Genomic DNA, 26,899 nt, shown 5'->3' on the forward strand with positions numbered 1-26,899 from the left:
GACCGGTCAGGGCGTCGCGGGGGCGGTGAGGCGGTGGCCTTCGCCGGCGGCGGCGCGGAGGAGGACGGCGGTGAGGGCCTCGGGCGCGGACAGCATCGGCCAGTGGCCGGTGGGCAGGTCGAAGTAGCAGGTGCGGGGGTCGGTGAGCGCCCGGGCGCTCGGCTCGCCCGCGGCAACGAGGCCTTCGACGAGCGCGGTGCTCAGCCCGTTGTCCGTACAGAAGACCGCGCTCGACGGCACGTCCGTCGCCGCGCCGGTCAGCCGCGGGGGCTCGGTGAGCGTGCCCGCCGGCTGCGGGGCGGCAAGTCTGAGCAGCCGGTCCAGCGCCTTGTCGCCGACCCCTGACAGGCTGCCCCAGGTCACCGCGTCGTCCGCGGGCGGCGGGGGGGATCCGCCAGCCGTCCTCGGCCTGCGCGATCCGCTCGTGGAGCCGGTCGGTGGCCGGGTGGCCGGGCAGCAGGCCGGCCACCGAATCCCCGTCGCCCGGCCGGCCCGCGTCGACGGCGACGACGCGGGCCACCCGCTCCGGACGCCGGTCGACGGCCCCGAGGACGGGGAAGATGCCGTAGCAGTGGCCGACGACGACCACCCGGGGCGCGTCCAGGTGGTCGATGAGCTGGACGAGGTCTTCGACGTGCGTGTCCAGGCGGGTGTCCGGCCCGGACAGGTGGCGGCGGTCGCCCATGCCGGTGAGGGTCGCGGGGTGGGCCTCGGCGCCCTGCTGCCGGAGCCGGTCCGCGACGTCCCGCCAGATCCAGCCGCCCGTGTGCCCGCCCGAGACGAGCACGAATTCCGTCGCGGGCCCTTCCGCAGGCCTTTGCGCACGCTGCGCACGCCCGTTGGCGAACTCCGTCATGAACGCCTCCTCGCCCCCCGTCTCCTCGCCTTCGTCCACGCTATGACGAGGGTCGGCCCTACGCGCCCTACGCGCGCCGCGAAGGCCACGAGGGCCGCGAGGGCCGCGAGGTTTACGCGCCGTGGGACGGCATGCGAGGGCTACATCTCGCGGAGGCGGCGGGCGGACGCGTCGATGGGGATGTCGTTGATGCTGGCCTCGCGGCGGCGCATCAGGCCGTCGGCGTCGAACTCCCACTGCTCGTTGCCGTGGCTGCGCCACCACTGACCGGCCGCGTCGTGCCACTCGTACTCGAAACGGACCGAGATGCGGTTGCCGGTGTACGCCCACAGCTCCTTGCGCAGGCGGTAGTCGAGCTCGCGCTCCCACTTCTCGGCGAGGAACGCGCGGATCTCGTCGCGGCCGGCGAGGAAGCGGTCGCGGTTGCGCCAGACGGAGTCCTCCGTGTACGCGAGGGCGACGCGCTCGGGGTCGCGGGAGTTCCAGGCGTCCTCGGCGGCCTGGACCTTGGCGCGGGCGCTCTCCTCGGTGAACGGCGGCAGGGGCGGGCGAGTCGTCATGACTGATCTCCAGGTGCGGCAGAGACGGGGCGCGGGTGGGCAAACCAGAGCAAGTGAGAGCGAGCTACAGGAGGGCGAGAACGACCGTTCTCACCCTGCTCCCCCACCCTAGGAGAACGAGCGTTCTCCTAGCAAGCCATAATGGGTCCATGGCTGCCATGGACGACGACGATGCCCGCACCCGACTCCTGGACGCGGCGGAGGCCCTCTTCTACGCACACGGGGTGCAGGCGGTCGGCATGGACCGCATCCGGGCCGAGTCCCAGGTCCCCCTGAAGCGGCTCTACCGCCTCTTCCCCGCGAAGGAGACGCTGGTCGCCGCATACCTGGAACGCCGGGACGCCCGCTGGACCGCGAGCCTGCGCACCCACGTGGAGGCGGTCGCGGAGCCGCGCGAACGGGTCGCGGCGGTCTTCGACTGGCTGGCGGACTGGTTCGCGCAGCCGGACTTCCGCGGCTGCGCATTCCTCAACACGTACGGAGAACTGGGCGAGGCCTCCCCGGAACCGGTACTCGCCACCATCCGGCAGCACAAGGCGGCCCTGCGGGCGCTGCTCGGCGAGGTGGCGGCGGGCGCCGCCGACGGCGCAGACGCGGCGGACCTGGCCGACCGGCTCCTGATCCTCGTCGAGGGCGCGACGGTCGTCGCCTCCCTCACCCCGGGCGGCGCACACCCGACCGCCCCCGCCCACCACGCCCGCGCCCTGGCCAAAGCCCTGCTGACGGCCGGACCGTAGGCCGTCACTTCCGGATCTTGCATGCAAGCCGCAGCCGGCCCCGCCCGCGCAGGCGGGTGGGGCCGTACGGCGCACCTCGGGACGGTCCGGGCCTACTGGGCGCCGCGGGGGAAGGAGATCTCGACGCGGCGGTTCTTGGTGCGGCCTTCCTCGGTGCCGTTGTCGGCGATCGGGTAGTCCTCGCTGTAGCCGCGGATGTCGAAGGTGATGCCCGGGCTGAGCGTCTTGGCCAGTTCGCGCTGCACGGCGTCGGCGCGCTGCTTGGACAGCACCTTGCCGTGCTCGTACGTGCCGAGGTTGTCGGTGAAACCGAACACCCGGACCTTCGTCGCCTTCGCGTTGTTGATCTCGGCGGCGATGGCCCGGATACGGGAGTTCGCCTGCGCGTTGAGCGTGGCGCTGTTCTTGGGGAACAGGACCTCGGCCTGGAGCGCGAGCATCACCGTCTCGTTGGTGTCCTGCCGGCGCTCCTCACCGCCGAGGTCCTCGACGACCTGCGCGATGTCGAGCACCTTGGGCGCGGCGAGGGTGGCACCCTGCGGGAGCTTGAGCCCGGGCGAGTTGGAGTCGATCTCCACGGGTGCGGAGGCGGACGGCTCGGTGCCGGGGGGAACGCTCGGATTGTCGTCGGCACGGGCCGCGGTCGCGCCGAGCACGTTCGCGCCGGCGATCAGGAGTACGGCGGCGACGGTGACGGCGACCAGGCGTGGGGGCGTCTCGGTCATGGCGTCATCCCGAGATCTGGATGGTGGCGGTGGCGAAGGTGGGGAGCGTGAAGTCGACCTCGTTCGTTCCCTCAGGGGGGGCCGGGAACTGCATGAAGACGCCGATTTCCTTGCCGGGCTGAAGTGCGACCAGACGGGTGCTGCACAAGCACCGTCCGTCCGTGTCACGCAGCACGTAATAGCGCTTCTTGCCGACCTTGTCCACAAGTGTCGCCCCCGCAACCGAGTTTGGGCTGAACCGGGAGATCGCCGGTTCGCTGCCCGCCCACGCTGCCGTATTTCGAGCGAGATCGCTCTCGTTCCTGATGGCCCCACTGACCGTCACGAACCCACCGCCATCGCGCTTGGCGCCGGTGATCTTGAGGACGACTCCACCATCACCCTTCACCTCGGCCAGAACAACGTCAGGCTCCTCACTCACACCCTCCGCCGACGGCTTATTTTCCACAGGCTGCTTTGACGAAGTCTTCTGAGGCGATGTCTGCGACTCGGACTTCCTGCCTTCACCATCACCACAGCCGGTCACAGCGACGGCCAGCGCGGCCGCCATGACGACTGCCAGCACTCCCTGTCGGGCCTTCGTAGTGGACCGAATGCTCATCAATGCTTTCCTTGTCTCGAAAACAGGCTGTCAGTCGACCAGTTGCACGGCGAAGAGGTTGCGCGCCAGGTCCTTCCACAGGCCCGGGTGAAGCGGGTCGAAGCGCACGGTCTCGCCTGCGCACTCGATGTCGAAGGGAGGCAGGGGGGCGTCTTCCTCAGGGTCTTCATCGCCCGGCCCCGGAGGATCTCCCGGGTCCGGCGGATCAGGCGGGTCGTCCGGCTTCGGACCGAGATGGCATCTCGGTTTGATCTCCGCGGTCGCGGTGGCCGTGGCCCTGGTGGAACTCACTCCCGGAACGACCGATTCGCCCACGCCATTGTTGTTCTGCACCCGCACCCACACTTCGGCGAGCGCGGGATCGCATTCCTGGACCGCGGCTCGGTTATGGGAGGCGAAGGCGTCGGCCGCCTCACACGCGCCAGCCGTCTTGAGGCCGCGTCCATCGAGGATGTCCTCCCAGTCCTCCCAGGTGAGGTCTGCGAGGTCGTCCCAGGGAGCGGTGTCCCGCATGTGCTGCGCACCCGCAAGTGCGGCCGCGTCCGCGGCGCCCTGGGCGTTGTTGCGCGCCGCTCCGGCCTGGCCGACCGCGAAGAACGCGAGCGCAACAAAGAGCAGGCTCACCACCATCCACATGTAGATGGGGAAAGCCTGCCCTCGGTCGCCGCGGAAGCGGGCGCCCACTAGCCCGCAGTGATCGAATCGACCAAACCGCTGATCCTCGAACTGATCGCCCCGCCGATCCCCGTAGCCACGATCGCCCCGATGATCGCCACCACCACCAGGATGATCCCCAAGTATTCGAAGGCCGTCTGGCCTCGGTCCTTTGAGGAGGCCGCGTAGCGGCGCTGGATTGCCGATACGGCCGTGTTTGCCCAGCCGTTCACGCGCACAGTCGCCTTGAGCATGGGGTACTCCTCCAGGTCGGGTGTCGCTGTCGACCGGAGCACGGTAGGGCTGTGGGGGGTGGGGGGCCGAGGGTCCGTGGGCCCAATGGGGGGCCCAACCGCGGGGGCGGCGGGGGTCAGGCATGGCTGGTCACCTCGCGGTGGGCCGTGCCGAGCCAGGTCGCTATGGCTTCGCTGCGGGTGGCGCTGTGGAGCTTGGCGAAGATGCGGTTGATGTGGTTCTTGACCGTCTTCTGGCTGATGAAGCAGGTGTCGGCGATCTGCTGATTGCTCATTCCGGTTGCGATCAGATCCATGACCTCCACCTCCCGCGAACTCAGCCCGAATCCCACGTGGTTGCGCATCTGCTCAGAAGACTGTGCCACAAAGCGTTGCGGTTGCGAAGGGGTTTGGCGCGGAATCCCGGAGAGTGGGCCGCCGGGGCGGCGGACACCTTCGCCAGCACCTCCGCCAACACCGCCGCCCAGACCCCCGAGCCCGTCAGGGAGCCACTGCTCGGGCCGGGCCGTCGTGCGGACGTGGTGCAGGAGCGCCGTGGCCGCCGAGGGGGTCAGGTGGGCACGGCCCTCCTTGGCGTCGCGGACCGCCGTGACCAGTTCTTCGGCGGTGAACTCGCCGTGCACGAGGTAGCCCCCGGCGCCCCGGCGCAGTGCTTCGCGAACGATCTCGTCCTCGCGGCTGTACGTCAACATCACGACGGGCGCGATCCGGGCGAGGTGCGGCAGCGCCGCGATGCCGTCGATGCCGGGCATCCGGACGTCGAGGAGCACCACGTCGGGCCGGACGGCGGCGGCCAGTCGCAGCGCCTCTTGGCCGTCGGCGGCCTCGGCGGCCACCACCATGTCGGGCCGGCCGCCGAGGAGGGCGCTCAGGCCCGCCCGTACGACCAGGTTGTCGTCGACGATCAGCAGGCGGAGCGGGGGGCGGGGGGCCCGGTGGTCGGGGAATGCCGCAGCCGGCATGAGTGCGGCCTCCTTCCGTCAGGAGAGGGACGAACGTCGGTGGGCGGGGAGCGCGGCCAGGGGCAGGTCGAGGGTGATTTCCGTGCCGGGGGCCGCCGTACGGGCGGACGAGGTGCCAGTACGCGAGGTACGGGCGGACGAGGTGCCAGTACGCGAGGTACCGACGGCCTGAGTACGCGCGGCCGGCGTACCCGCGGAAGAGGTCCGGGCGGACGGCGTACGCACAGGAGAGATACGGGCGGCCTGCGTACGGGAGGCCAGCGGGCCGGCGGCGGTGATGTGGAGGGCGGCTCCTATCGCGGCGGCGCGTTCCGACATGCCGACCAGGCCGAAGTGGCCGGTCCGGCGCAGGGATTCGAGGGTGGTGCCGGGAGGCAGGCCGCAGCCGTCGTCCCGGATGGTGATGCGCAGCCGGTCGTCCGCGATCCCCGCGCCGACGCTCACGCGGGTGGCCCCGGCGTGCCGGTGGGCGTTCTCCAGGGCCTCTTCGGTGATGGTGAGCAGCTGGCGGGCCACCGCCTGCGGAACGGGCGGCAGGGGCGCCTCGCCCAGCGACACGAAGTCCGCGGGGAGGGCGGTGCGCCGGGTGAAATCTCCGATACGGAGCATCAGTTCGGGGGTCAGGTCGACTTCCGGGGCGTCGAGGTCGCGGCGGAGGTCCGCCAGGAGTTCGCGGGATTCGGCGGCGGCGCGGCGCGCGGCCCGGGCCACCAGCTCCGCCTGTTCGCGCAGGTCATCCGGGTCGGTGCGGCCGGCGGAGGCGGCGAGGCCTTCGGCGGCCAGCGCGAGGCCGTGCAGGGTCTTGGCGACGGAGTCGTGCATGTCGCGGGCGAGGCGGGCGCGTTCGCCGTGCACGGCCTCGGCGACCGCGAGGCGGGCGCGGGTCTCGGTGAGGGCCTGGCCGGCCGCGCCGAAGCGGAACATCAGGTTGCGCAGGCACACGCCGGCCGCGCCGGCGATCAGGCAGAGGCAGGGCAGCATGACCGCGCCCATCACTCCCGTGCCGGTTCCCGCCTCCACCCCGGCCTCGACCCCGGCCTCGACCCCGGTCCGGGACCCGGCCCCGGATCCCGCCGTGGATCCGGTCCGCCGGTGGGCTTCGGCGGCGTACACGGCCACGACGATCAGCGCCTGGAAGGCCGCGTACACGGCGGAGCCGCGCCAGCCGTAGACCAGGCCCGCGAGCAGCGGGGTGCAGACGCAGAGGAAGCCGAGCGGGGACTCGGGGGTGGCCGTGACCAGCAGGAGCGTGCTGAAGAACATGTCGACGGCGAGCACCCAGGGGTGCCGGAGCAGGTAGCGGCCGAAGCGGTCCCAGTCGCGGAAGAGGACGTACGAGCCCATGAAGGTGACGAGGACGGCGCCGCCGACGAGCCAGCTGGCGGGGCCGGGGGCCGTGCGGCCCAGGGCGAAGGGGGTGCCGAGGGCGATCATCGCGAGTCTGAAGCCGAAGGCCAGGCGGCACAGGGCCTGGAGGGCGTTGAGCTGGAGGGCCAGGGCGGGGGGCGGGGCTGCGCCCCTGGGGCTCCGCCCCGGACCCCGCGCCTCAAACGCCGGCGAGGCTGGATCCGGCACCTCGGGCGCCGGCGCTGCAGGCGGAGTCGCCTCAACGGCCGGCGAGGCTGGATTCGGCACCTCGGGCGTCCGTGGGGCCGGATCTCCCGGTGGGGCTGGATGTGTCACGGTCGTGCTCATCCCGTCGTGAAGGAGTCGAAGTCCACGTTGGTGCCGTAGACGAAGCCGCAGACGAGGAGGATGAGGGTGCCGGGGAGCATGAAGGTGGTGACGGCGAAGGTGGCTTTGGGGACGGCGCGGGCGGCGCGGCGGCGGGCGTTCTGGGCGTCGGTGCGGCGCATGTCGTCGGCGATCTGGATGAGCGTGTCGACGATCGGGGAGCCGAGTTCTTCGCCCTGCTGGAGGGCGGTGACGAACTGGGCGACCTGCTCGGAGTCGTTGCGGCGGCGCAGTTCGTCGAAGGCCTGGCGGCGGCTTACGCCCATGTCCATCTGACGGAGGGTGATGCGGAGTTCGTCGGCCCAGGGGCCCTCGTACTTGTCGGCCACCCGCTCCAGTGCCTGCCGGAAGCCGAGTCCGGCGCTGACGACCACGGCGAGTACGTCGAGGAAGTCGGGCAGGGTCCGCTCGATGTGGTCGCGGCGGACCCGGATCGCGGACCACAGGCCCACCTCGATCCAGAACAGGCCGAAGGCCACCATCAACAGGGCCAGGACCAGTTGGCCGCGCATGAGCATGGAGAGCGCGCCGAGCGCGCCGAGGAAGCCGTAGACGGCGCGCCGGGCCGCGTACCGGTCGAGGGTGAGGCCGTGCGGGTTGCCGGCCATGTCGATCTGCTTGCGCTTCCTCGCGACCCGTTTGGGGCCCATCAGGCGCAGGACGGCCGGCGCCCAGCGGATGCCCGTGCGGTCGACGAGCGAACCGACGGCGGTGGTGCGGGTGGCGCCGATCTCCAGGGCGAGGGCGAGGTCGGACGGCAGTTTGGTGTCGGCGCGGTACATCCGGACGCCGTGGAAGGCGCCGAAGACGCACAGGCCCACGGCCAGGGCGAGCAGCAGGGCGGTCATGGAACCGGTCACGGTCGGATCGTCCCCCCTCAGACGTCGATCTTGGACAGGCGGCGGATCAGGGCGAAGCCGAGGGTGTAGAGGCCGATGGCGACGATGACGGCGGTCTGGCCGATGAAGGCCCCGGTCATCCGGTCGAGGGCGCCCGGCAGGACGGCGTCCACCATCAGGAGCGAGCCGACGCCGATCACCGGGATCGCGTACGCCGTCACCGTCACCTGGGACAGCTGGGTCTTGACCTCGCGCCGGGTCTCCTTGCGCTGTTCCAGGGTGACGGTGAGGTTGCGCAGGGAGCCGACGATGGCGCCGCCGGCCCGGTTGGAGAGCACCAGGGTGGTGACGAGGACGACGAGCTCGCGCGACGGCAGGCGTTCGGTGAGTTCGGTGAGGGCGTCGTCGACGGAGTGGCCGACGGCGAGGCTGTGGGAGACCCGGGCGAGTTCCTCGCCGGCGGGGGCCTCCAGTTCCTCCGCGGCCAGGCCGATGGCCGTGCGCAGGGCCAGGCCGGCCTGGGTGGCGTTGGCGAGGATCCGGGACAGCTCGGGGAGCTGGTTGATGAATTTCTCGGTCCGTTTGGCCCGCTGCCAGTTCAGGAAGGCGTTGGCGGCCCACAGGCCGATCAGGGCCGCGACCGGGCCGAAGAAGGACGCGAGGAGGGAGGCGGCGACCAGCCAGAGACCGGCGAGCCCGGCGAGGATCGCGACGAAGTACTCGCCGGGGGTGATGTCCAGGCCGGTCGCGGCGAGTTTCAGCTCGATGCGGCGGCCCAGCCGGGTCCGGCGCAGCCGGCGGTCGAGCTCGGGGAAGCGGCGCCGGCGGCCCGCGGGCTCGGTCTGGGGGACGGCCGAGAGCCGGTCGATCAGGGCCGCGCGCTCGGCCCTGCCCTTCGCGTACGCGTGCACGCCCAGGACCACGAGGAGGCACCCGAGGAGGGTGGCTCCCAGCGTGAGGAGCACCAGGTTGTTCATGGCGGCGGTCGGCTTCCTGTCGGGCTGCGGGCCCCGGGCGGGCGGGGGCGGCGGGGCGGGCTAGCGGGCGAGGCGGGTGGCGAGCTGCGCGGCGCTGTCGGCGACCCCGAAGGCCGGGGGGACGGGCTGGTTGTTCATGTAGAGGCGTTCGGCGATCCGGCGGGGCAGCGGGTAGTACTCGAAGCGGCCGTAGACGCGCCCGTCGGCGGCCATCGGCTGGGCCGCGTACCGGCAGACGGTGATGATCCGGAAGGGTTCGCGGCCGTGCGAGTCGAGGATGGCGATCTCGGTGATGCGGCGGGAGCCGTCGGCGAACCGGGTCAGCTGCACCACCACGTGCACGGCGCTGTTGATCTGGTCCTGGAGCGCCTCGAAGGGGACCTCGACCTCCGACATGGAGGCGAGGGTCTGCAGGCGCATCAGGGCGTCCTCGGCGCTGTTGGCGTGGACGGTGGCGAGGGAGCCGTCGTGGCCGGTGGACATCGCCTGGAGCATGTCGAGGGTCTCGCCGCCCCGGACCTCGCCGACGATGATCCGGTCGGGGCGCATCCGCAGGGAGTTGCGGACCAGGTCGCGGATGGTGATGCGGCCGTTGCCCTCGACGTTCGGGGGCCGGGACTCCAGGCGGATCACGTGGGCCTGCTGGAGCTGGAGTTCGGCGGAGTCCTCGATGGTGATGATCCGCTCGTGGTCGGGGATCAGGCCGGAGAGGGCGTTGAGGAGGGTGGTCTTGCCGGTGCCGGTGGCCCCGGAGACGATCACGTTGAGCTTCGCCTGGACCAGGCCGGAGAGGAGCAGCAGCATCTGCTCGTCGAGGGAGCCGAGGGCGATCATCTCGTGCAGGGTGAAGGCGCGCGGGAAGCGGCGGATGGTGAGGGTGGCGCCGGTCAGGGACAGCGGCGGGATGATCACGTTGACGCGCTCGCCGGTGGGCAGCCGGGCGTCGACCATCGGATTGGCCTCGTCCACGCGCCGGTTGACGGTGGAGACGATGCGCTCGATGGTCTGCATGAGCTGCTCGTGGGAGGCGAAGCGGAGGGGGAGCTGCTCGACCCGGCCGGCCCGTTCCACGTAGATGTGGTCGGGGCCGTTGACCATGATCTCGGAGATGGACGCGTCTTCGAGGAGGGGTTCGAGCACGCCGAGGCCGAGTGCCTCGTCGACGACGCGGCGGATCAGCTGGGAACGCTCGACGGTCGAGAGGACGGGCCCCTCGCGGCTGATGATGTGCCCGAGGACCCGCTCCAGGCGGGCCCGGCGCTCGGCGGGCGCCAGCGAGGACATCTCGGCGAGGTCGATCTCCTCCAGCAGCTTGGCGCGGTAGGAGGCGACGAGGTGGCCGTCCTCGCGGGAGCTGTGGTGGTCCTCCTGGGTGTGGACCCTGGCGCGCAGGCTCACGGGCGTCCTCCGTCGTAGGGCATGGTCGCCGACCGGGATACGGAACCCAGGTCGAGGAGGCCGGGGAGCACGGTCGGGATCTGCACGGTCGCGGTGTACGTGACCTGGTCGCCGCCGGGTCCGCCGTCGAGGCTCGCGTCCAGCCAGCCGCTGACGGCGGCCTGGCCGGCGGCGGCGCCGCCCTCGCCGTGCAGGGAGTCCATGCGGGCCGCGGTACGGGCGGCCGTGCCGGCCTGCTGGGCGGCGTAGGCGATGACGCCGACCTGGATGCCGATGAGCGCGACCAGGAAGAGGACGGGGAGCCAGCCCAGGTATTCGAGCGCGACCTGGCCGCGGTCCCGGGACCGGTGGCGGTCGTTCTGCGGGGCGCTTCTGGGCATGTCAGTCCTCGTCCTCCCGCTCGTTGACGGCGGCGGCCTCGCCCGTGATCGTCAGGTTCAGGTTGAAGAGCGAGGGCGACAGGACGGGCACCTGGAGGGCCACGGTCGCGTGCACGAGCTGCCCGTCGGGAGGGCAGGACACCTCGATCCCCCAGGCGCTGCCGACGTGCTCGCCCGCGGCGGCCGCGCAGTCCTCGCCCACCGCGCCCGCCCGGGCCGCCTCGTCGGCGGCGTTCCCGGCCAGGCTGAACGTGTAGCCGACGACGACGCACTGCCAGAGCACCATCAGGATCAGCAGGATGTACGGGAACATCCCGAGGAACTCGAACGTGGTCGAACCCCGGTCGTCGCGCGCGCGGGCGCGCCGCACCCGTCCCGCTAGCCCCGACCGCCCCGCAAGCCCCGCGCGTCCCGCAAGCCCCGTCCGGAGTCTTCGTACCGGCATCAGTCGGCCCTCCGCTTCCACCGTCCGACGGCTCCTGCCGCTCCACCGGATCCGCCGGTCCCGACGGAACCCCGGTCGCCGCCACGCCCGAGGGCCAGCTGCGCCCGTCCGCTCCGCGCGCCGCGGCCGGACCGGCCGCCCCGGCCGCCCGCCGGGAGGGCGGCCGGCCCGCCCGCGCCGTCCGCGACGGCTTCCTCCGGGCCCTTGATCAGGCCGAGTTCGCCCGCCAGCGCCCACAGCGCCTGCTTGACGTGCGACCGGTTGTCGAGGTCCTGGACCCGGCCGGCGTCGACCACGCCCTGGAGCTCCTTGTACCCGGCGGGCACCGGGGTGCGGGTCGGGCGGGTCTTGGTGATCTTCTCGATCAGCGCGGGCTGGATCTCGGTGTGCTTGGTCCAGCGGTTGACGACCATGGCGGTCTCCTCCGCCTTGCGGACCTGGAGCCGCTCCCACATCCGCACCATCCGCTTGGCGGCCCGGACGGCGACCACGTCGGGGGTGGTGACGAGCACCGCCGTGTCCGCCATCTCGACGGCGGCGGCGTTCGCTCCGGTCATCTGGGTGCCGCAGTCCACGACGACCAGCTCGTAGCGGTTGCGCAGGGCGCTGACGATCTGCCGGGCGGCCCGGTCGTCGACCTCCTCGCCGCGCTCCCCGTCGGCGGGCGCCAGCAGCAGGGCCAGGCCCGTGTGGTGGTCGAACACGGCGTCCTGGAGGACCCGCGGGGTGATGTCCTGGATGCCGGCCAGGTCGACTACCGAGCGGCGGAACTGCACGTCGAGGTAGGAGGCGACGTCGCCGGCCTGGAGGTCCAGGTCGACCAGGGCGGTACGGCGCCCGGACGCGGCCGCGGCCAGGGCCAGCTGGACGGCGGCGAAGGTGGCGCCGACCCCGCCCTTGGCGCCGGTGACGGTGACGACCTTGCCGCCGGGCCCGGTGAACACCTCGGTGCCGCGCCCCAGGTGGCGGCGGACACCGACGGACCACTGGGCGGCGGCCTGGACCCGCGCGACGAGTTCCTCGTACGAGAGGGGCAGGGCGACGAGTCCGCGGGCGCCGGAGTCCATGGCGGCGGAGAAGAGGCCGGGGCCTGCGTCCGCCGACACGAGGATCACGCCGACCGCCGGGAAGCGCAGGGCGACCTCGCGGATCAGTTCCAGCGCGGGCACCGGGCCGATCCGCTCGTGGACGAGGACCACCTCGGGCAGCTCGTCGAGGGACTCGGCGGCGAGCCGGGCCAGGGTGTCGAGGAGCGTGGTCGAGTCGGCGACGGGCGCGCCGGGTTCGGCGTCCGGGAGCTGGCCGATGAGGGTGGTGATCGAGCGGGCGGCGTCCGGGTCGCCGACCGCGGGGAGGATTCGGGTGGTCATCCGTGCCTCACTTGTCCCCGTAGAGGGTGTACCAGCGGTCACCGGGTGACACGGTGGACTGGCTGCCGGGGGCCACGAGGGCCAGGCGGACGTGCTCGGCGAAGGACACGCCGTACGAGAGGCGCTGGCTGTCCTTGTTGCCGAGGGCGAAGGTGATCGGGACGGTCTGTTCGTCGCCCTTGCGGCCCTGGGCCCGGGAGGGGGCGGAGAGGGTGCCGATGCTCAGGACGCGGGCGTTGGTGACGAGCGTGACGACGGTGTCTTCGGTGATCTTCCCCTTCGCCTTGAAGGAGCCGATGATGTTGGCCCGGTCGCCGGGGTGGATGCGGCCCGCCACACCGGTGGAGGCGTCGACCATCATCGCGATCTCCAGCTCGCCGGGTTTCAGCTTCGGCATGTCGGCGAGCATGTCGGACTGGAGGAGGGACCCTGCCTTGAGCGTGGTCAGGACGGTCTTGCCGCGCAGGTCGTCGAGGTCGGTGACGGCGGTCCCGGAGAGCCAGCGCTCGGGGATGGTGCTCTTGACGAAGTCCCCGGGCTCCAGCTCGCTGAAGGGGGCGATGTCGTCCCTGACCCGGTAGGCGGTCACCTCGGGCCCCACCTTGGAGTTGACGTCGCTGATCACCGACAGGACTCCGGCGAAGGCGCCGAGCGCGCACAGCACGGACAGGAGCAGCAGGATCACTCCGCGCCGCTGACGTGAGTTCATGGACGGGACTTCCTCGCCGTTCGTCGGGTTGCTCGGGTTGCGCCGTTCGCCCGGGGCGCCCGGGCCGGCCGTGGCGCCCGGGTCGGCCGGGTCACGGGGACGTGGACAGGGGGGCGGCGAGCGGTGCGGCGCAGAATCCGCAGCGGTCGCCTATGAGTTCGAGGCCGCACCAGCGGCAGGGTTCGCGCCGGACGGACGCGACGAGCTGGTAGAGCACGGAGATGTCCGGGATGGCGGCGGCGAACTCCACCAGGCGCGGGGTGCCCCACCAGGACGCCGAGTCGGCGGGCAGCGGGCATTCCAGCACCCCCTGGACCTGCCAGGCGGGGGCGAGTTCGGCGGCCACCCAGTCGGAGGCGAGCTGGCCGCGGGCGAAGGTGAGGTGGGTGCCGAAGTCGGGGCCGGGCGGCAGTTCGGGTCCGCCGCCCTGCCGCTCGCCCCCCAGCCGGGCCAGGTGCGGCCGCGGGTTGGCGAGTACGGCGAACTGGGAGCCGGGCATCCAGGACTTGGCGTGGCTCTTGAGGCTGACGGGCACCCGGTCGAGGCGGGCGACGGAGCCGAGGAGGGCTCCGGCGTAGACGTAGTGGGACAGCAGCCGGGCGGCGGAGGCGATCACTCCGGGGCTGAAGTCGCAGACGGAGAGCTGGCGGAGCTGACGCACCAGCAGGGCGGTGCCCAGGGGCGGCAGGTCGATGTCAAGGAGTGCGATCCGGTCACTTTCGAGGATCGCCCTCACGGCGTGCAGGCGTTGGGAGAAGGCCACCGGAAGGGAGGACGGGAGGACGGCGACCACGTACCCGTGGCGCTCCAGCAGACCGGACATCTCGGTCACCGAGGCGTCGAGTGCGGCGGCCTGCGGGGACTGCAGGGCGACGGCGGCCGGGGTGTGCCGGTCGGCGGCGGGCAGCACCAGATCGGCGCTGGTCACAGCAATGGCGATCGGCATGTGAATCCCCCATTCACCCCGTGCACAGCGGTCGTACAGAAGCTGCGCGACCGCAAACGATCACTGCTCCGCCCTCCTGCTCCAGCACCTTATCCGCGTCTTAAGGCTCCGGGCAGGGCCTTGTTCCTTTCCCCTGGCGCCGCTTTTCGGTCGTTGGCTGATTCGCCTCTGCCAATTGGCCAACAAATCCGGTCACTTCAGGCAGCGGCGGGTTGGGCACGTACGAGCTCTTGACAGGAAGATTGGTCTGGACCAACTTGGTTGCGGGCGCCCCCACTTGCCCGTTCCCCTCTTCCCCTCCCCCCACCGGAGCCTTCGTGAACCGCATACGCTCCTTCTCCCTCGCGGCCGCCGGGCTGCTCGTCGCCACCGGGCTCACCGGCATCGCCACGGGCACCGCGCACGCCGCCGACGTCGACGTGGTCCGCAACGGCGGCTTCGAGTCCGGGCTCACCCACTGGACCTGTACGGGCGGCAGCGGCACGGCCGTGTCCTCGCCCGTGCACGCCGGAGCCGGCGCGCTCAAGGCCACCCCGGCCGGCTCCGACAACGCCCGCTGCTCGCAGGTCGTCACCGTCAAGCCGAACTCCACGTACACCCTGAGCGAGTGGGTCCAGAGCTCGTACGTCTACCTCGGCGCGACCGGCACCGGCACCCAGGACGTCTCCACCTGGACCCCCGGCGGCAGCGGCTGGACCAAGCTGTCGACCACCTTCACCACCGGCGCGAACACCACCCGGGTGACCGTCTACACGCACGGCTGGTACGGCCAGCCCGCGTACGTGGTCGACGACTTCAGCGTGTTCGGCCCGGACGGCGGCGGTCCCACCGACCCCGGCCCGTCGATCCCCGGCGCGCCGGCCGGCCTCACCGTCGGCGGCGCCACCTCGTCCTCCCTGAACCTGTCCTGGAACGCGGTCGCGGGCGCCACCGGCTACCGCGTCTACCAGGACGGCGCCAAGGTCGCCGACGTCTCCGCGACGAGCCTGACCCGCTCCGGGCTCGCCGCCTCGACGACGTACTCCTTCCAGGTCACCGCGTACAACGCGGCCGGCGAGGGCGTGAAGTCCGCGCCGCCGGTCACCGGCACCACCACCGCCGGCGGCGGCAACCCGGGCAACCCGGCCGTCCCCCGGCACGCCCTGACCGGCTACTGGCAGAACTTCAACAACGGCGCGACCGTCCAGAGGCTCTCCGACGTCCAGGCCCAGTACGACATCATCGCGGTGTCCTTCGCCGACGCGACCACCACGCCCGGCGCGATCACCTTCAACCTGGACTCGGCCGGCCTCGGCGGCTACACGGTCGCCCAGTTCAAGGCGGACATCGCCGCGAAGAAGGCGGCCGGCAAGTCGGTCATCCTCTCGATCGGCGGCGAGAAGGGCACCATCACCGTCAACGACTCCGCCTCGGCGAACAACCTCGCCGACTCGGCGTACGCGCTGATGCAGGAGTACGGCTTCAGCGGCATCGACATCGACCTGGAGAACGGCCTCAACGCCACCTACATGTCCCAGGCGCTGCGCGCGCTGTCGGCGAAGGCGGGCCCCTCGCTCGTCATCACGATGGCCCCGCAGACCATCGACATGCAGTCCACGGCGAACGCCTACTTCAGGACGGCGCTCAACATCAAGGACATCCTGACCGTCGTCAACATGCAGTACTACAACAGCGGTGCGATGAACGGCTGTGACGGCAAGGTCTACGCGCAGGGCTCGGTGGACTTCCTGACCGCCCTGGCCTGCATCCAGCTGGAGGGCGGCCTCGACCCGTCGCAGGTCGGACTGGGTGTCCCCGCCTCGACGAGCGGCGCCGGCAGCGGCTACGTCCCGCCGGCCGTGGTGAACAACGCGCTGGACTGCCTGACCCGCGGCACCAACTGCGGATCGTTCAAACCGTCGAAGACGTACCCGGCGCTGCGCGGCGCGATGACCTGGTCGACCAACTGGGACGCGAAAGCGGGAAGTGCCTGGTCCAACGCGGTGGGTCCGCACGTGCACGACCTGCCTTAGGCGGTAGCAGTGGGGGGCGGCGCCGTGCGGGAGACCGTGCGCCGCCGTCGCCGCGTGACGCCGCGGGCGCCGTTCTGGCCGGATCCCAGCTCTTGACCCGGACATGACACAGGCGCACGCTGTGCGCGTCCGCACGGCGCCACCCCCACACCTCCACACCCAGGAGATCGCATGCGGCTACGCATCCGCGGCAGTCGAGGACGGAAGACCGCCACGATGGCGGCCGTACTGGCACTCGCCCTCGGCGCACCCGTCGTCGGCACGAGTGCCACGGCTTCGGCTCCCCCCACCCCCTCCACCGCCACCCAGGACGAGGCGATCGTCCAGTACCGGGTCCACGGCCCCTCGAACGTCGCGGACCGGACCGCCCTGCTGGCCTACGGGGTCTCGATCGACGAGGTCGACGACCACACGGTCGTGGTCAGCGCCGACACCATGCAGGCGAAGAAGCTCAAGGCCCGCGGCTACAAGCTGACCGCCCTGCCCGGGCCCCCGCAGCGGAACCTGCCCGGCGTCGCCGCCTCCCCGATGGACTTCCCGTCGGCCGACTCCCGGTACCACAACTACGCCGAGATGAGCGCGGAGATCGACCAGCGCATCGCCGCGTACCCGGGCATCATGAGCAAGCGCGTGATCGGCAAGTCGTACCAGGGCCGCGACCTGGTCGCCATCAAGATCAGCGACAACGTCGCCGCCGACGAGGCCGAGCCCGAGGTGCTGTTCACCCACCACCAGCACGCCCGCGAGCACCTGACCGTCGAGATGGCGCTCTACCTGCTCAAGGAGTTCGGCTCCAAGTACGGCACCGACACCCGCGTCACCAACATGGTGAACGCCCGCGAGATCTGGATCGTGCCGGACCTCAACCCGGACGGCGGCGAGTACGACATCGCGTCCGGCTCCTACCGGTCCTGGCGCAAGAACCGGCAGCCCAACTCCGGTTCCTCGTACGTCGGCACCGACGAGAACCGCAACTGGAACTACAAGTGGGGCTGCTGCGGCGGGTCGTCGAGCAGCAAGGGATCCGAGACGTACCGCGGCGCGGCGGCCGAGTCGGCGCCCGAGGTGAAGGTGGTCTCGGACTTCGTCCGCAGCCGGGTGGTGGGCGGCAAGCAGCAGATCACCGCGGCCATCGACTTCCACACGTACAGCGAGCTGGTGCTGTGGCCGTTCGGCTACACCTACAACGACACGGCTCCCGGGCTGACCGCGGACGACCTGGCCGCCTACAAGAAGATCGGCCAGGCGATGGCCGCGAGCAACGGCTACACCCCCGAGCAGTCGAGTGACCTGTACATCACCGACGGCACGATCGACGACTGGCTGTGGGGCAACCAGAGGATCTTCTCGTACACCTTCGAGATGTACCCCGAGTCCGGCGGCGGCGGTTTCTACCCGCCCGACGAGGTCATCGACCGCGAGACCGCGCGCAACAAGGACGCGGTGCTCCAGCTGTTGGAGAACGCGGACTGCATGTACCGCTCCATCGGCAAGGAAGCGCAGTACTGCTCCTGAGCCGGACCCGATCCGTACCGCCGTGCGGCCGTACGGCGCGCAGACGCCGGCCGTCGCTCCCCTCGGGGGGCGGCGGCCGGCGGCCGTGTCCGTACGGGCCGTGCGCGGGTCAGCCGAGGACGGCCAGCGCGTCGATCTCGACGAGCAGCCCGGCGGGCAGGCCCACGTACACGGTCGTACGGGCGGCCGGTGCCTCCTTGAGGCCCTGCTCCTCGAAGTACGCGTTGTAGATCTCGTTCATCTCGGCGAAGTGGCCGGTGTCGGTCAGGTAGACGCGGATCATCATCACGTCGTCCCAACCGGCGCCGCCGGCGGTGAGCACGGACCGTACGTTCTCCAGGGTCTGGAGGGTCTGCTCGCGCAGCGTCGGACCGGCGGGGGTGGGCGGCTGCCCGTCCACGTGCGGCAGGAAGCCGACCTGGCCGGCGACCTGGAGGATGTTGCCCTTGCGCACGCCGTGCGAGAACTTCGCGGGCGGGGCGGTGTGGGTGTCGGGGGTGATGGCGGTCTTCTCGGTGGTCACGGTGATCCTCGCTCCTCGTCGGTGCCGCAGGCGTCGGCCTCCGGCGGTTCGCCGGAGTAGTCCCGGCTGACGGCTTCGGCGGTGCGGCGCACCAGGGGCAGCAGCGCGAGCAGTTCCTCGGCGTCGACCACCACGTTCGGCGCGGACAGCGACAGGGCGGCGACGGCCCGGCCGTCCGGCCCGCGCACCGGGGCGGCCACGCAGTTGACGGTTTCCTCGTGCCCGCCGAAGTCGGTGGCCCAGCCCCGCTCGCGCACGGTCTCCAGCTCGCGCAGGAACGCGGCCGCGTCCGGGGTCGAGCGCGGCGTGTACGCGGGGTAGTCCAGCCGCTCGGCCAGCGCGCGGCGCTCGGCCCCGGGCAGGTCGGCGAGCAGCAGTTTCGCCACGGCGGCGACGGTGATCGCGACCGGCTTGCCGATCCGGGAGTACATCCGCACCGGGTACCGGCTGTCGACCTTGTCGAGGTACAGCACCTCGTCGTCCTGGTGGACGGCGAGGTGGACCGTGTGCCCGGTGCGTTCGCCGAGCGCGACCAGGTGCGGGTGGGCGATCTCCCGGATGTCGAGGTGCTCCACGGCTTCCGCGGCGAGGGCGAACAGCCGGGCGCCGAGGCGGTAGCGCTGGTCGGAGGGCTGGCGGTACACGAGGCCGTGCTCGTGCAGGGTGCGCAGGAGGCGCAGCGCGGTGCTCTTGTGGACGCCGAGCGCTTCCGCGACTTCGCCGAGGGTGGCGGGGCCGCGGGCGAGCAGCGGCAGCGTCTGGAGCGCCCTCCCGAGCGACTGGCTCATCCCACCCCTCCGTTTCGGGGCTCCGCCCCGGACCCCGCGCCTCAATCGCCGGCGGGGCTCGATTTGCCTCCGGCGGCGCCTCAAACGCCGGCGGGGCTGGATGTCGCCCTGCGGGCATCCCGCCCTCGCGCGGCGAAACCGGCCCGAGCCGGCGGTCGGGGCGCGTGCGGGCCTCGGAACCACGCGGCAGCGCCCCGGCGTTGACCCGCTGTCACGTGGGATGTTAGACACCATGCGGCGGCATACGCAACGACCGTTGCGCATCACGCAACACGCACACGCAACCGCAGGAGGCAACCATGGCCAGCGACGCAGTCCACGCGCTCGCCCACGAACCGGTCGATCACCGATTCAAGGGCCTGCCGCCGGACGCCCAGGCCGCCTCCCTGACCGTCGGCGAGCTGGCCGCGCAGGGCCGCGACCTGTTCACGGGCGGTTTCACCACGCCCGTCCTCACGCTCGACGCGGCCGCGCTGGAGCACAACCTGCGGGCCCTGGAGACGTACAGCTCCCGGCACGGCCTGGCGTTCGCCCCGCACGGCAAGACCTGCATGGCCCCGCAGCTCTTCGAGCGGCAGCTCGCGCACGGCGCGTGGGGGATCACCGCGGCCGTCCCCCACCAGGCCCGCGTCTACCGCGCGTTCGGCATCTCCCGGATCTTCCTCGCCAACGAGCTGGTCGACCCGGCGGCCCTGCGCTGGGTGGCCGCCGAACTCGCCGCCGACCCCTCGTTCCGCTTCGTCTGCTACGTGGACTCCGTGCGCGGGGTGCGGCTGATGGACCGCGCGCTCGCCGGAGCGGCCCGCCCGGTGGACGTCGTGGTCGAGCTCGGCGGCGGCGAGGGCGCGCGCACCGGGGCCCGTACGGAGGCCGAGTGCCGGGAGATCGCGGACGCGGTGGCCGCCGCGCCGGGCCTGCGCCTGGTCGGCGTCGCCGGGTACGAGGCCGAGGTCCCCGGCGCCGACGCGGCGAAGGTCACGGCCTGGCTGCGGCGCCTGACCGGGCTGGCCGTCGAGTTCGACAAGGCCGGCCGGTTCGGGCCTGAGCTCGACGAGATCGTGGTGAGCGCGGGCGGCAGCGCCTGGTTCGACTCGGTCGCCGAGGTCTTCGCCGAACTCCCCGACCTGTCCCGGCCGGTGCTGAAGCTGCTGCGCTCGGGCGCGTACGTCTCCCACGACCACGGCTGGTACACCCGGCTGACCCCGTTCAACCGGGTGCCCGACGAGGGCGGGCTGCTCCCCGCGTTCCGGTTGTGGGCGCAGGTGGTCTCCCGCCCGGCCCCCGGCCAGGCGTTCCTGAACGCCGGCAAGCGGGACATCGCCTACGACCTCGGGCTGCCGGAGGTGACGGCCGTACGGGACGGCCTGGACGGCACCGAGCGGTCCGTGTCCGGCATCCGGGTGGTGAAGCTGTCCGACCAGCACGCCTGGCTGGAGACCGACTCCGCGGACGCGGTGCAGGTCGGCGACTGGGTCGCGCTCGGCATGTCGCACCCGTGCACGATCTTCGAGAAGTGGCAGCTGATCCCGCTGGTCGAGGCGGACGGCACGGTCACCGACTACGTGCGCACGTTCTTCTGATGGACCTGGTGCTGCGCGGGGCGCTGGTCGTCGACGGCACCGGCGGGCCCTCGTACACCGCGGACGTCGGGGTGCACGAGGGCCGGATCGCCGAGATCGCCCGCAGCGGCCCGATCGCGGGCGGCGGCCGGGAGACCGTGGACGCGGCCGGTCTGGCGCTGGCCCCCGGCTTCGTCGACATGCACGCGCACAGCGACCTCGCGCTGCTCCAGGACCCCGACCACAGCGCCAAGGCCGCCCAGGGCGTCACCCTGGAGGTGCTCGGCCAGGACGGGCTGTCGTACGCGCCCGCCGACGAGCGCACCCTCGGCGAGGTGCGGGCCGCCATCGCCGGCTGGAACGGCGACGGCGCCGGCCTCGACCTGGACTGGCGGACGGTCGGCGGATACCTGGACCGCCTGGACGAGGGCGTCGCCGTCAACGCCGCCTACCTGGTGCCGCAGGGCACCGTCCGGGCGTACGCGCTCGGCTGGGACGACCGCCCGGCGACCGCGGCCGAGCTGGACCGGATGCGGCAGCTGGTCGCGGAGGGCCTGGAGCAGGGCGCGGTCGGCATGTCCTCGGGGCTCACCTACACCCCCGGGATGTACGCGGGCGACGCCGAACTGACCGAGCTGTGCCGGGTGGTGGCCCGGTACGGCGGCTACTACTGCCCGCACCACCGCTCGTACGGGCGCGGCGCGCTCGCCGCGTACGCGGAGATGGTCGGGCTGGCCCGGGAGGCGGGCTGCGCGCTGCACCTGGCGCACGCCACGATGAACTTCGCCGAGAACGAGGGCCGGGCGGGCGAGCTGCTGGCGCTGCTGGACGCGGCGCTGGCCGGCGGGGCGGACATCTCGCTGGACACGTACCCGTACACGCCGGGCTGCACCACGCTGGCCGCGCTGCTGCCGTCGTGGGCGGGCGAGGGCGGTCCGCAGGCGCTGCTGGCCCGGCTCGCGGACCCGGCGGCGGCCGAGCGGATCCGGGTCGCGATGGAGGTGACCGGCGCCGACGGGTGCCACGGGGTGCCGGTGGACTGGTCGTCGATCGAGGTCTCCGGGGTCCGGGACCCGGCGCTGGGCGGGCACGTGGGGCGGCGCCTCGACGGCTGGGAGAGCGCCCGGCGGCTGCTCCTCGACGACCGGCTGGGGACGGCGGTGCTCCAGCACGTGGGCCACGAGGACAACGTCCGGGCGATCATGCGGCACCCGGCGCACACCGGCGGCTCGGACGGCATCCTTCAGGGCGCCAAGCCGCATCCGCGGGCGTACGGCACCTTCCCGCACTACCTCGGGCGGTACGTGCGCGAGCTGGGCGTGCTCTCGCTGGAGGAGTGCGTGGCCCATCTGACGGGCCGGCCCGCGGCCCGACTGCGGCTGCCGGACCGGGGGCTGGTCCGTGAGGGGTACCGGGCGGACCTGGTGCTCTTCGACCCGCTGACGGTGGCGGCGGGCTCGACGTACGAGGCGCCGCGGGTGCTGCCGCACGGGATCCCGCACGTGCTGATCGACGGGCGGTTCGTGATGCGGGACGGGCGGCGCACGGACGTCCTGGCGGGCCGCTCGGTCCGCCGGCAGCCGCGCTGAGGGCCGGGCCCGGGCGCGGGGCGGGCGTCCTCAGGCCCAGCGGAGCAGGGTGGTCCCCATGGACATGCCCCCGCCGAAGGCCGCGAGGAGCAGGTTGTCCCCGGTCCGGAACGCGCCCGCGCGGCGGGCCGCGTCGAGGGTGACGGGGACGGAGGCGGCGCCGGTGTTGCCGTACTCCTCGACGACGAGGTGGTGGCGGGCCGCGGTGAGCCCGAGGCTCGGCGCGATCTCGGCGAGCATCTGGCCGTTGGCCTGGTGCGGGACGAAGTGCTGGACATCGTCCGGCGCCAGCCCCGACACGGCGAGGATCTCCTTGACGGCCGGGGGCAGCTGCTCGGTGACGAACTCCCGCACCGCACGGCCGTGCATGGCGAAGTAGTGCGCCGGGTCGTCGCTCGGCTGGAGGCGGGCCGGCATCCTGCTGCCGCCGGCCGGCACCCGGATGGTGCGGTGCTGCTCGCCGAAGGTGCGCAGCCGGGTGGCGACCAGCCCGTACGGCTCGGGCACCGGCCCGATGACGACGGCTCCGGCGCCGTCGCCGAACAGGATCGCGGTGCGGCGGTCGGTGGGGTCGATGATCCGCGAGTAGATGTCGGCTCCGATGACGAGCCCGTAGCCGCCCTTCGGCAGCATGCCGGCGGCCGCGTTGAGCGCGAACAGGAACCCGGTGCAGACCGCGTTGACGTCGAAGGCGGCGGCCCCTTCCGCGCCGATCAGGTCCTGCACGATGGCGGCGGTCGCGGGCTGCGGGTGGTCGGGCGTGGAGGTGGCGACGACGATGTAGTCGAGCTGCCCGGCCCGGATCCCCGCGTCGTCGAGGGCGGCGCGGGCCGCCCGCGCGGCGAGGTCGGAGGTGGCCTCGGTGGGTCCGGCGTAACGCCGGTTGCGTATCCCGGTCTTGGCGAGGATCCACTCCGCGCCCACCTCCGCCCGCGCCCCCACCTCGTCGTTCCCCACCACCCGATCAGGCAGGAACGAACCGGTCCCGAGCACCCCGACGGTGCTGACGGCGACATCCGTGGACATGAAATCTCCCTAGGTAAGTAAGCAGAACCACCAGCCCCGGCCCCGGCCCCGCCGGCACGTGAGACACAGGGGCTCGGGCGGGCCCGGACGCGGCCGCATCCAGCCCCACCGACACGCGAGACGCGGGGCCCAGACGGGGCCATTCCAGCCCCGCCGGCATTTGAGGCACGGGGCCCGGGGCGAAGCCCCGCACATCCAGCCCCGCCGGCATTTGAGGCACGGGGCCCGGGGCGGAGCCCCGCACTTCCAGCCCCGCCGGCGTTTGAGGCGCGGGGTCCGGGGCGGAGCCCCGAGGGGGGCGGGGCACCGCCCCGGAGCGGGTCAGACCCGAGCGGGTACGGCAGCGGCGGCTGCCACCCGGGCCGCGTGACGCCGCGCAGCGACATTCGCCCCGACCAGCGACAGCACGACCAGGCAGATGCCGGTCAGCTCCGCCCCCGTCGGCGCATGCCCCTGGAACGCCGACACCACGAACGCGGTAATCGGCACCAGGTTGATGAACAGCACCCCGTTCGACGGCCCGAGGTTACGGATCGCGATGTTCCACGTCAGGATCGCGACCGCCGTGGCCGGCACGGCCACGTACAGGATCTGCCACCACGCGTCCGCGTAGTCCGACACCCCGTAGCTGCCGACCCAGCCCGCCGCCTGGCTGACGGCGGTGATCACCACGATGCTGACCGTGCCCGGCAGGCAGCTCAGCGCCGTGTACCGCAGCGGCGACCACTCGGGGAACTGCCCGGCGCTGGTCGTGTACACGACCCAGCAGATGACGCCGAGCAGCGTGAGCAGCCCGCCCTTGCCGAGCCCGCCGGAGAACACGCTCAGCGGGTTCCCGTTCCCGAGCACGATGGTCAGTCCCAGCAGTGCCAGGACCACGAAGCCCAGTGCCACCGGCGCCGGCGCCTTGCCGGTTCGGGCCCACAGCACGAGCACCGTCACCAGCGGCATCGTCGCCACGACCAGCGAGGAGCTCTGCGCGGGCATGCTCTGCAGCCCGACGTAGGTGAGCAGGTTGAAGCCGGCGAAGCCGACCGTGCCCAGCAGCCACAGCTTGCCGAGCTGCCCGTCGAAGGAGAAGGCCCGCTTCCCCTCCCGCAGCGCGAGCAGGACGAGGAAGATCAGCGCGCCGAGCGTGAAGCGGGCGGCGGTGAGGTGGAACGGGTCGAGGTGGTCGTACGCGGACCGGGCGACCGCGAACATGCCACCCCAGGCGAGGGCCGTGGTGATGCCGCCGGCGATGCCCTTGGTCGTCTTGGACTGGGGGGAGGACAAGGGTGGATTCCTAACCGGAGAGAACGTGAGCGGGGAGGCGGAGCGGAAGGAGCCGGGCGCGGCTCAGACCCAGCGCCACGCGTCGAGCTCGACGGACGAGGGGTGCGCGCGGCCGGAGCTTTCGAGGATGGCGAGGGTCGCGTCGGCGACGTCGTCCGCGCTGAGCATCCGCGCCCGCTGCTCGGCGTCGTAGTCGACGTGCGCGGCCATGCCCTCGCGGAAGTCGGTGTCCACCTTGTCGAGGACCAGGCTGGAGACCTTGACGCCCCACGGGCGGGCCTCTTCCGCCAGGCACTTGGTGAGGCCCTCGACGCCGTACTTGGAGACGGAGTACGCGAGGGTGGCCGGTGCCGGGCGGCGCCCCCAGATGGAGGACATGTTGACGATGGTGCCGGTGCCGGCGGCGCGCATGCCGGGCAGCACGGTCCGCGCCATCAGGAAGTAGCCGGTGAGGTTGGTCTGGAGGGTCCGCTCCCACTGCTCGACGGTGCAGTCGGCGACGCCGCCGAAGTGCACGATCCCGGCGACGTTCAGGAGGTAGTCGATCGTGCCGAAGCGGTCGGTGGCCGCGGCCACCGCCTGCTCGACGGCGGACGCGTCGGCCACGTCGTGGACGGCGGTGAGGACGCGGTCCTCGGCCCAGCCCTCGGCGCGTACGGCGGCTTCCAGGCCGGCCGCGTTGTGGGAGTGGAGGACGAGGTTGGCACCTGCCGCACCGAGCCGGCGGGCGAGGGCGAGACCGATGCCGCGGTCCGCGCCGGTGATGAGAGCCGTACGGCCCTGGTGCTGCGTGCTGGTCATGGCGTTCTGTTCTTTCTTCGGGTGCCGTGGGCTGCCGTCGGGCGGGTGCCTCGGAGGTGGCGGCTCAGGCGTGGGTGGTGAATTCGTGGAAGTGCGGGCCGCGCAGCTTGAGCTGGGCGTGGATGTCCCCGCCGAGGCCGAAGTGCCCGATGGCGCCGCCGTAGTTCTGCTGGTAGCTCATCCACAGCACGACCACGTTGATCACCCGGTTGGCGCCGGGGGTGCCGGGCGCGGGGAACGGGTCGGGCAGGGTCGCCTGGTAGCGGGCCATGCCGTGCTCGTCGCTGTAGAAGGCGTTGGGCACCCCCAGCGGTCCCGGCCGGGTCGGCGCCTCGGGGTCGAGGTCGCGCTCCCGCAGGGACATCACGGTGTAGACGCTGTCGGGGATGAGGCCGGTGAAGGCGAACGCGAACTCCGCGCCGCGCCCGTCGTCGGTGACGGTCACCTCCAGCTGGCCGCGGGCCTTCACCCACTGGCCGAGGGTGACGGGGCCGCGGGACCGCGGGCCGTCCTCCTGGCGCAGGTCGGGAATGGGCACCCGGTTGAGCGGGTGGCTCGGGCGGACCACCTGGTGGGCGTCCGGCCGCTGTTCGGGGGCGAACAGCATCGGGTAGTTGTTGCAGGGCAGCGGGAGCGGCAGCGTGAACAGCTCCATCTCCTGCTCCTGCGGCCCGAGTTGGTCCGGCAGCTCGCGCACGATGGTGTACGGGAGGTCCTGGCCGAGCGGCGGCAGCGGGCTGTCCGCGGCGACCACCGCCCGCCCCCACTCCGGTCCGGCCGCCCGGTTGATCCGCCCGATGACGACGAAGTCGCCGTTGGCGTCCACGACTTCGGCGGGCGGGTAGGCCGGGCCCTGCGTGGTGACGCTCAGGTCGTACGAGCGGCTGCGCGTCGGGCTGCCCGTCACCGGGAGACCCGCTGGTACAGCTTGGTGTAGAGGCCGCGGTCGCCACCGGTGATGTACCGGTCGCCGGCCTGCTTGACGATCTCCTGGTAGCGCGGGGAGGTGAAGACGTCGGTGTAGGCCTGCGGGTCGCAGCTGAAGCCGGACACGAACATCACGCCGGGCTCGCTGCTGAGGACCGAGTGGTAGGCGAGGAAGGTCTCGACCTCGTCGTGGGTGCGGACCACGTCGAAGATCGTCTCGTCGCGCCAGACGCGGTACGCCGCGTACTGCTCGGGCTTGACCTCGACGTGGCGCATCTGGATGTACGGAGTCGTCGGCAGCGGGGTGGCGGCCGGCTTGGGCGCCTCGACGTAGCCGAGCAGCTCGCGGCTGAAGTCGCCCGCGGCGTACGGGGCGAGCGCCTCGAACTGCCGCGCCCAGTCGGCGCGCAGGCCCTCGACCTGCTCGACGGCGTCCAGCGCCGTGAGCTCCAGCAGCGAGTCGCCGCCGAGGCTGCGGTACAGGACACGGGCTTCGGCGCCGTGCGGGGCGGCCGGCTCCAGCCAGGCCGCGATGGCCTGGTCGACGTGGCCCGGCTTGACGTCGAGCTCGGAGGTGACGATGAGGGATGCGGACACGGTGGTGCTCCTGATGTGAGTGGGTGCGGCGGAGTGCCTGGGTGGTGCGGTGGCGTGTGTGGGTGGTGCGGCGCACCGGCCGTCCTGGCGGCCTGCCGTACGGGCGGCCTGCCGTACGGGCGGCCTGCCGTACGGGCGGG

Annotated in this window: 28 protein-coding genes and 1 pseudogene; 5 read left to right on the forward strand and 24 right to left on the reverse strand. The window is 72.3% G+C overall.

Annotated elements, in window-relative coordinates:
* Window positions 1–6 precede the first annotated feature (6 nt).
* The 3 genes and pseudogenes from OG764_RS14075 to OG764_RS14085 form a co-directional block, all read right to left on the reverse strand.
* Window positions 7–363, reverse strand: coding sequence for a hypothetical protein (locus OG764_RS14075; RefSeq protein ID WP_328968772.1), 357 nt, complete (start codon window positions 361–363; stop codon window positions 7–9).
* A gap of 190 nt (window positions 364–553) precedes the next feature.
* Window positions 554–856 (reverse strand): annotated as a pseudogene (locus OG764_RS14080) (alpha/beta fold hydrolase); the annotation flags it as partial.
* A gap of 140 nt (window positions 857–996) precedes the next feature.
* Complete coding sequence (locus tag OG764_RS14085; RefSeq protein WP_328968773.1) at window positions 997–1,416, reverse strand: nuclear transport factor 2 family protein; 420 nt, start codon at window positions 1,414–1,416, stop codon at window positions 997–999.
* 158 nt (window positions 1,417–1,574) lie between these two features.
* Here OG764_RS14085 and OG764_RS14090 point away from each other — a divergent pair, with 158 nt between their 5' ends.
* The gene (locus OG764_RS14090) at window positions 1,575–2,153 is read left to right on the forward strand and encodes a TetR/AcrR family transcriptional regulator (RefSeq protein WP_328972999.1); all 579 of its coding nucleotides are present in this window, start codon (window positions 1,575–1,577) and stop codon (window positions 2,151–2,153) included.
* A 92-nt stretch (window positions 2,154–2,245) separates the two neighbouring features.
* On the opposite strand, the gene OG764_RS14095 is transcribed toward OG764_RS14090, so the two are convergent.
* The 14 genes from OG764_RS14095 to OG764_RS14160 all read right to left on the reverse strand — a co-directional run bounded on the left by OG764_RS14095 (window position 2,246) and on the right by OG764_RS14160 (window position 14,147).
* A complete protein-coding gene (locus OG764_RS14095; RefSeq protein ID WP_328968774.1) occupies window positions 2,246–2,878 on the reverse strand; it encodes an OmpA family protein in 633 nt (210 codons plus the stop codon).
* 4 nt (window positions 2,879–2,882) lie between these two features.
* On the reverse strand, window positions 2,883–3,479 hold the full coding sequence (locus OG764_RS14100; protein ID WP_328968775.1) for a hypothetical protein: 597 nt from the start codon (window positions 3,477–3,479) through the stop codon (window positions 2,883–2,885).
* 30 nt (window positions 3,480–3,509) lie between these two features.
* The gene (locus OG764_RS14105; protein ID WP_328968776.1) at window positions 3,510–4,163 is read right to left on the reverse strand and encodes a pilus assembly protein TadG-related protein; all 654 of its coding nucleotides are present in this window, start codon (window positions 4,161–4,163) and stop codon (window positions 3,510–3,512) included.
* Window positions 4,163–4,387 (reverse strand): hypothetical protein, encoded by a 225-nt coding sequence (locus OG764_RS14110; RefSeq protein WP_328968777.1) that lies wholly within the window; start codon window positions 4,385–4,387, stop codon window positions 4,163–4,165. Before OG764_RS14110 ends, OG764_RS14105 begins: the two co-directional genes overlap by 1 nt.
* A 116-nt stretch (window positions 4,388–4,503) precedes the next feature.
* Window positions 4,504–5,349: a response regulator transcription factor gene (locus tag OG764_RS14115; RefSeq protein ID WP_328968778.1), complete on the reverse strand. Its 846-nt coding sequence runs from the start codon at window positions 5,347–5,349 to the stop codon at window positions 4,504–4,506.
* Between the two features lie 18 nt (window positions 5,350–5,367).
* Complete coding sequence (locus OG764_RS14120; protein ID WP_443055928.1) at window positions 5,368–6,783, reverse strand: sensor histidine kinase; 1,416 nt, start codon at window positions 6,781–6,783, stop codon at window positions 5,368–5,370.
* A gap of 257 nt (window positions 6,784–7,040) precedes the next feature.
* Entirely contained in the window at window positions 7,041–7,931 is an 891-nt protein-coding gene (locus OG764_RS14125) for a DUF5936 domain-containing protein (protein WP_328973000.1), read from the reverse strand.
* Window positions 7,932–7,960: 29 nt separating this feature from the next.
* Window positions 7,961–8,899 (reverse strand): type II secretion system F family protein, encoded by a 939-nt coding sequence (locus tag OG764_RS14130; protein WP_328968779.1) that lies wholly within the window; start codon window positions 8,897–8,899, stop codon window positions 7,961–7,963.
* 60 nt (window positions 8,900–8,959) lie between these two features.
* A complete protein-coding gene (locus tag OG764_RS14135) occupies window positions 8,960–10,297 on the reverse strand; it encodes a CpaF family protein (protein ID WP_328968780.1) in 1,338 nt (445 codons plus the stop codon).
* Entirely contained in the window at window positions 10,294–10,677 is a 384-nt protein-coding gene (locus OG764_RS14140; RefSeq protein WP_328968781.1) for a TadE/TadG family type IV pilus assembly protein, read from the reverse strand. Before OG764_RS14140 ends, OG764_RS14135 begins: the two co-directional genes overlap by 4 nt.
* A 1-nt stretch (window position 10,678) precedes the next feature.
* Entirely contained in the window at window positions 10,679–11,047 is a 369-nt protein-coding gene (locus OG764_RS14145) for a TadE/TadG family type IV pilus assembly protein (RefSeq protein WP_328968782.1), read from the reverse strand.
* Window positions 11,048–11,121: 74 nt separating this feature from the next.
* Window positions 11,122–12,492 carry an AAA family ATPase gene (locus OG764_RS14150; RefSeq protein WP_328968783.1) on the reverse strand — a complete coding sequence of 457 codons (1,371 nt, stop codon included), beginning with the start codon at window positions 12,490–12,492 and terminating at the stop codon, window positions 11,122–11,124.
* 7 nt (window positions 12,493–12,499) lie between these two features.
* Window positions 12,500–13,201: a Flp pilus assembly protein CpaB gene (cpaB, locus tag OG764_RS14155; protein WP_328968784.1), complete on the reverse strand. Its 702-nt coding sequence runs from the start codon at window positions 13,199–13,201 to the stop codon at window positions 12,500–12,502.
* A gap of 91 nt (window positions 13,202–13,292) precedes the next feature.
* Window positions 13,293–14,147: a hypothetical protein gene (locus OG764_RS14160; RefSeq protein ID WP_328968785.1), complete on the reverse strand. Its 855-nt coding sequence runs from the start codon at window positions 14,145–14,147 to the stop codon at window positions 13,293–13,295.
* Window positions 14,148–14,464: 317 nt separating this feature from the next.
* On the opposite strand from OG764_RS14160, the gene OG764_RS14165 reads away from it, so the two are divergent.
* The gene (locus tag OG764_RS14165) at window positions 14,465–16,159 is read left to right on the forward strand and encodes a chitinase (RefSeq protein WP_328968786.1); all 1,695 of its coding nucleotides are present in this window, start codon (window positions 14,465–14,467) and stop codon (window positions 16,157–16,159) included.
* Between the two features lie 171 nt (window positions 16,160–16,330).
* Window positions 16,331–17,674, forward strand: a complete 1,344-nt coding sequence (locus OG764_RS14170; RefSeq protein WP_328968787.1) for a M14 family metallopeptidase — start codon at window positions 16,331–16,333, stop codon at window positions 17,672–17,674.
* A 109-nt stretch (window positions 17,675–17,783) separates the two neighbouring features.
* Here OG764_RS14170 and OG764_RS14175 read toward each other — a convergent pair whose 3' ends face one another.
* Together OG764_RS14175 and OG764_RS14180 are read right to left on the reverse strand one after the other, a co-directional pair.
* A complete protein-coding gene (locus tag OG764_RS14175) occupies window positions 17,784–18,197 on the reverse strand; it encodes a RidA family protein (protein ID WP_328968788.1) in 414 nt (137 codons plus the stop codon).
* On the reverse strand, window positions 18,194–18,985 hold the full coding sequence (locus tag OG764_RS14180) for an IclR family transcriptional regulator (protein WP_328968789.1): 792 nt from the start codon (window positions 18,983–18,985) through the stop codon (window positions 18,194–18,196). Before OG764_RS14180 ends, OG764_RS14175 begins: the two co-directional genes overlap by 4 nt.
* A gap of 299 nt (window positions 18,986–19,284) precedes the next feature.
* Here OG764_RS14180 and OG764_RS14185 point away from each other — a divergent pair, with 299 nt between their 5' ends.
* The gene (locus OG764_RS14185; protein WP_328968790.1) at window positions 19,285–20,565 is read left to right on the forward strand and encodes an amino acid deaminase; all 1,281 of its coding nucleotides are present in this window, start codon (window positions 19,285–19,287) and stop codon (window positions 20,563–20,565) included.
* A complete protein-coding gene (locus tag OG764_RS14190; RefSeq protein WP_328968791.1) occupies window positions 20,565–22,133 on the forward strand; it encodes an N-acyl-D-amino-acid deacylase family protein in 1,569 nt (522 codons plus the stop codon). The genes OG764_RS14185 and OG764_RS14190 overlap by 1 nt, the downstream gene beginning before the upstream one ends.
* Before the next feature lie 30 nt (window positions 22,134–22,163).
* On the opposite strand, the gene OG764_RS14195 is transcribed toward OG764_RS14190, so the two are convergent.
* From OG764_RS14195 to OG764_RS14215, 5 genes are all read right to left on the reverse strand, one after another.
* A complete protein-coding gene (locus OG764_RS14195; protein WP_328968792.1) occupies window positions 22,164–23,159 on the reverse strand; it encodes a 3-oxoacyl-ACP synthase III family protein in 996 nt (331 codons plus the stop codon).
* A 321-nt stretch (window positions 23,160–23,480) separates the two neighbouring features.
* Window positions 23,481–24,434, reverse strand: a complete 954-nt coding sequence (locus OG764_RS14200; protein WP_328968793.1) for a DMT family transporter — start codon at window positions 24,432–24,434, stop codon at window positions 23,481–23,483.
* A gap of 63 nt (window positions 24,435–24,497) precedes the next feature.
* Window positions 24,498–25,235, reverse strand: a complete 738-nt coding sequence (locus tag OG764_RS14205) for an SDR family oxidoreductase (RefSeq protein WP_328968794.1) — start codon at window positions 25,233–25,235, stop codon at window positions 24,498–24,500.
* Between the two features lie 64 nt (window positions 25,236–25,299).
* Entirely contained in the window at window positions 25,300–26,142 is an 843-nt protein-coding gene (locus OG764_RS14210; protein ID WP_328968795.1) for a hypothetical protein, read from the reverse strand.
* Window positions 26,139–26,759: a hypothetical protein gene (locus tag OG764_RS14215; RefSeq protein WP_328968796.1), complete on the reverse strand. Its 621-nt coding sequence runs from the start codon at window positions 26,757–26,759 to the stop codon at window positions 26,139–26,141. The genes OG764_RS14210 and OG764_RS14215 overlap by 4 nt, the downstream gene beginning before the upstream one ends.
* Between the last annotated feature and the right edge of the window lie 140 nt (window positions 26,760–26,899).

This window comes from Streptomyces sp. NBC_00239 (assembly GCF_036194065.1).
Lineage (GTDB): Bacteria > Actinomycetota > Actinomycetes > Streptomycetales > Streptomycetaceae > Streptomyces.

Coding starts and splice junctions, on each gene's coding strand:
- OG764_RS14180 (WP_328968789.1), bottom strand. CDS start 18,985: ATGAGCCAGTCGCTCGGGAGGGCGCTCCAGACGCTGCCGCTGCTCGCC.
- OG764_RS14130 (WP_328968779.1), bottom strand. CDS start 8,899: ATGAACAACCTGGTGCTCCTCACGCTGGGAGCCACCCTCCTCGGGTGC.
- OG764_RS14160 (WP_328968785.1), bottom strand. CDS start 14,147: ATGCCGATCGCCATTGCTGTGACCAGCGCCGATCTGGTGCTGCCCGCC.
- OG764_RS14185 (WP_328968790.1), top strand. CDS start 19,285: ATGGCCAGCGACGCAGTCCACGCGCTCGCCCACGAACCGGTCGATCAC.
- OG764_RS14205 (WP_328968794.1), bottom strand. CDS start 25,235: ATGACCAGCACGCAGCACCAGGGCCGTACGGCTCTCATCACCGGCGCG.
- OG764_RS14170 (WP_328968787.1), top strand. CDS start 16,331: ATGCGGCTACGCATCCGCGGCAGTCGAGGACGGAAGACCGCCACGATG.
- OG764_RS14140 (WP_328968781.1), bottom strand. CDS start 10,677: ATGCCCAGAAGCGCCCCGCAGAACGACCGCCACCGGTCCCGGGACCGC.
- OG764_RS14115 (WP_328968778.1), bottom strand. CDS start 5,349: ATGCCGGCTGCGGCATTCCCCGACCACCGGGCCCCCCGCCCCCCGCTC.
- OG764_RS14085 (WP_328968773.1), bottom strand. CDS start 1,416: ATGACGACTCGCCCGCCCCTGCCGCCGTTCACCGAGGAGAGCGCCCGC.
- OG764_RS14195 (WP_328968792.1), bottom strand. CDS start 23,159: ATGTCCACGGATGTCGCCGTCAGCACCGTCGGGGTGCTCGGGACCGGT.
- OG764_RS14090 (WP_328972999.1), top strand. CDS start 1,575: ATGGACGACGACGATGCCCGCACCCGACTCCTGGACGCGGCGGAGGCC.
- OG764_RS14150 (WP_328968783.1), bottom strand. CDS start 12,492: ATGACCACCCGAATCCTCCCCGCGGTCGGCGACCCGGACGCCGCCCGC.
- OG764_RS14095 (WP_328968774.1), bottom strand. CDS start 2,878: ATGACCGAGACGCCCCCACGCCTGGTCGCCGTCACCGTCGCCGCCGTA.
- OG764_RS14120 (WP_443055928.1), bottom strand. CDS start 6,783: ATGATCGCCCTCGGCACCCCCTTCGCCCTGGGCCGCACGGCCCCCGGC.
- OG764_RS14110 (WP_328968777.1), bottom strand. CDS start 4,387: ATGCTCAAGGCGACTGTGCGCGTGAACGGCTGGGCAAACACGGCCGTA.
- OG764_RS14100 (WP_328968775.1), bottom strand. CDS start 3,479: ATGAGCATTCGGTCCACTACGAAGGCCCGACAGGGAGTGCTGGCAGTC.
- OG764_RS14125 (WP_328973000.1), bottom strand. CDS start 7,931: ATGACCGCCCTGCTGCTCGCCCTGGCCGTGGGCCTGTGCGTCTTCGGC.
- cpaB (WP_328968784.1), bottom strand. CDS start 13,201: ATGAACTCACGTCAGCGGCGCGGAGTGATCCTGCTGCTCCTGTCCGTG.
- OG764_RS14190 (WP_328968791.1), top strand. CDS start 20,565: ATGGACCTGGTGCTGCGCGGGGCGCTGGTCGTCGACGGCACCGGCGGG.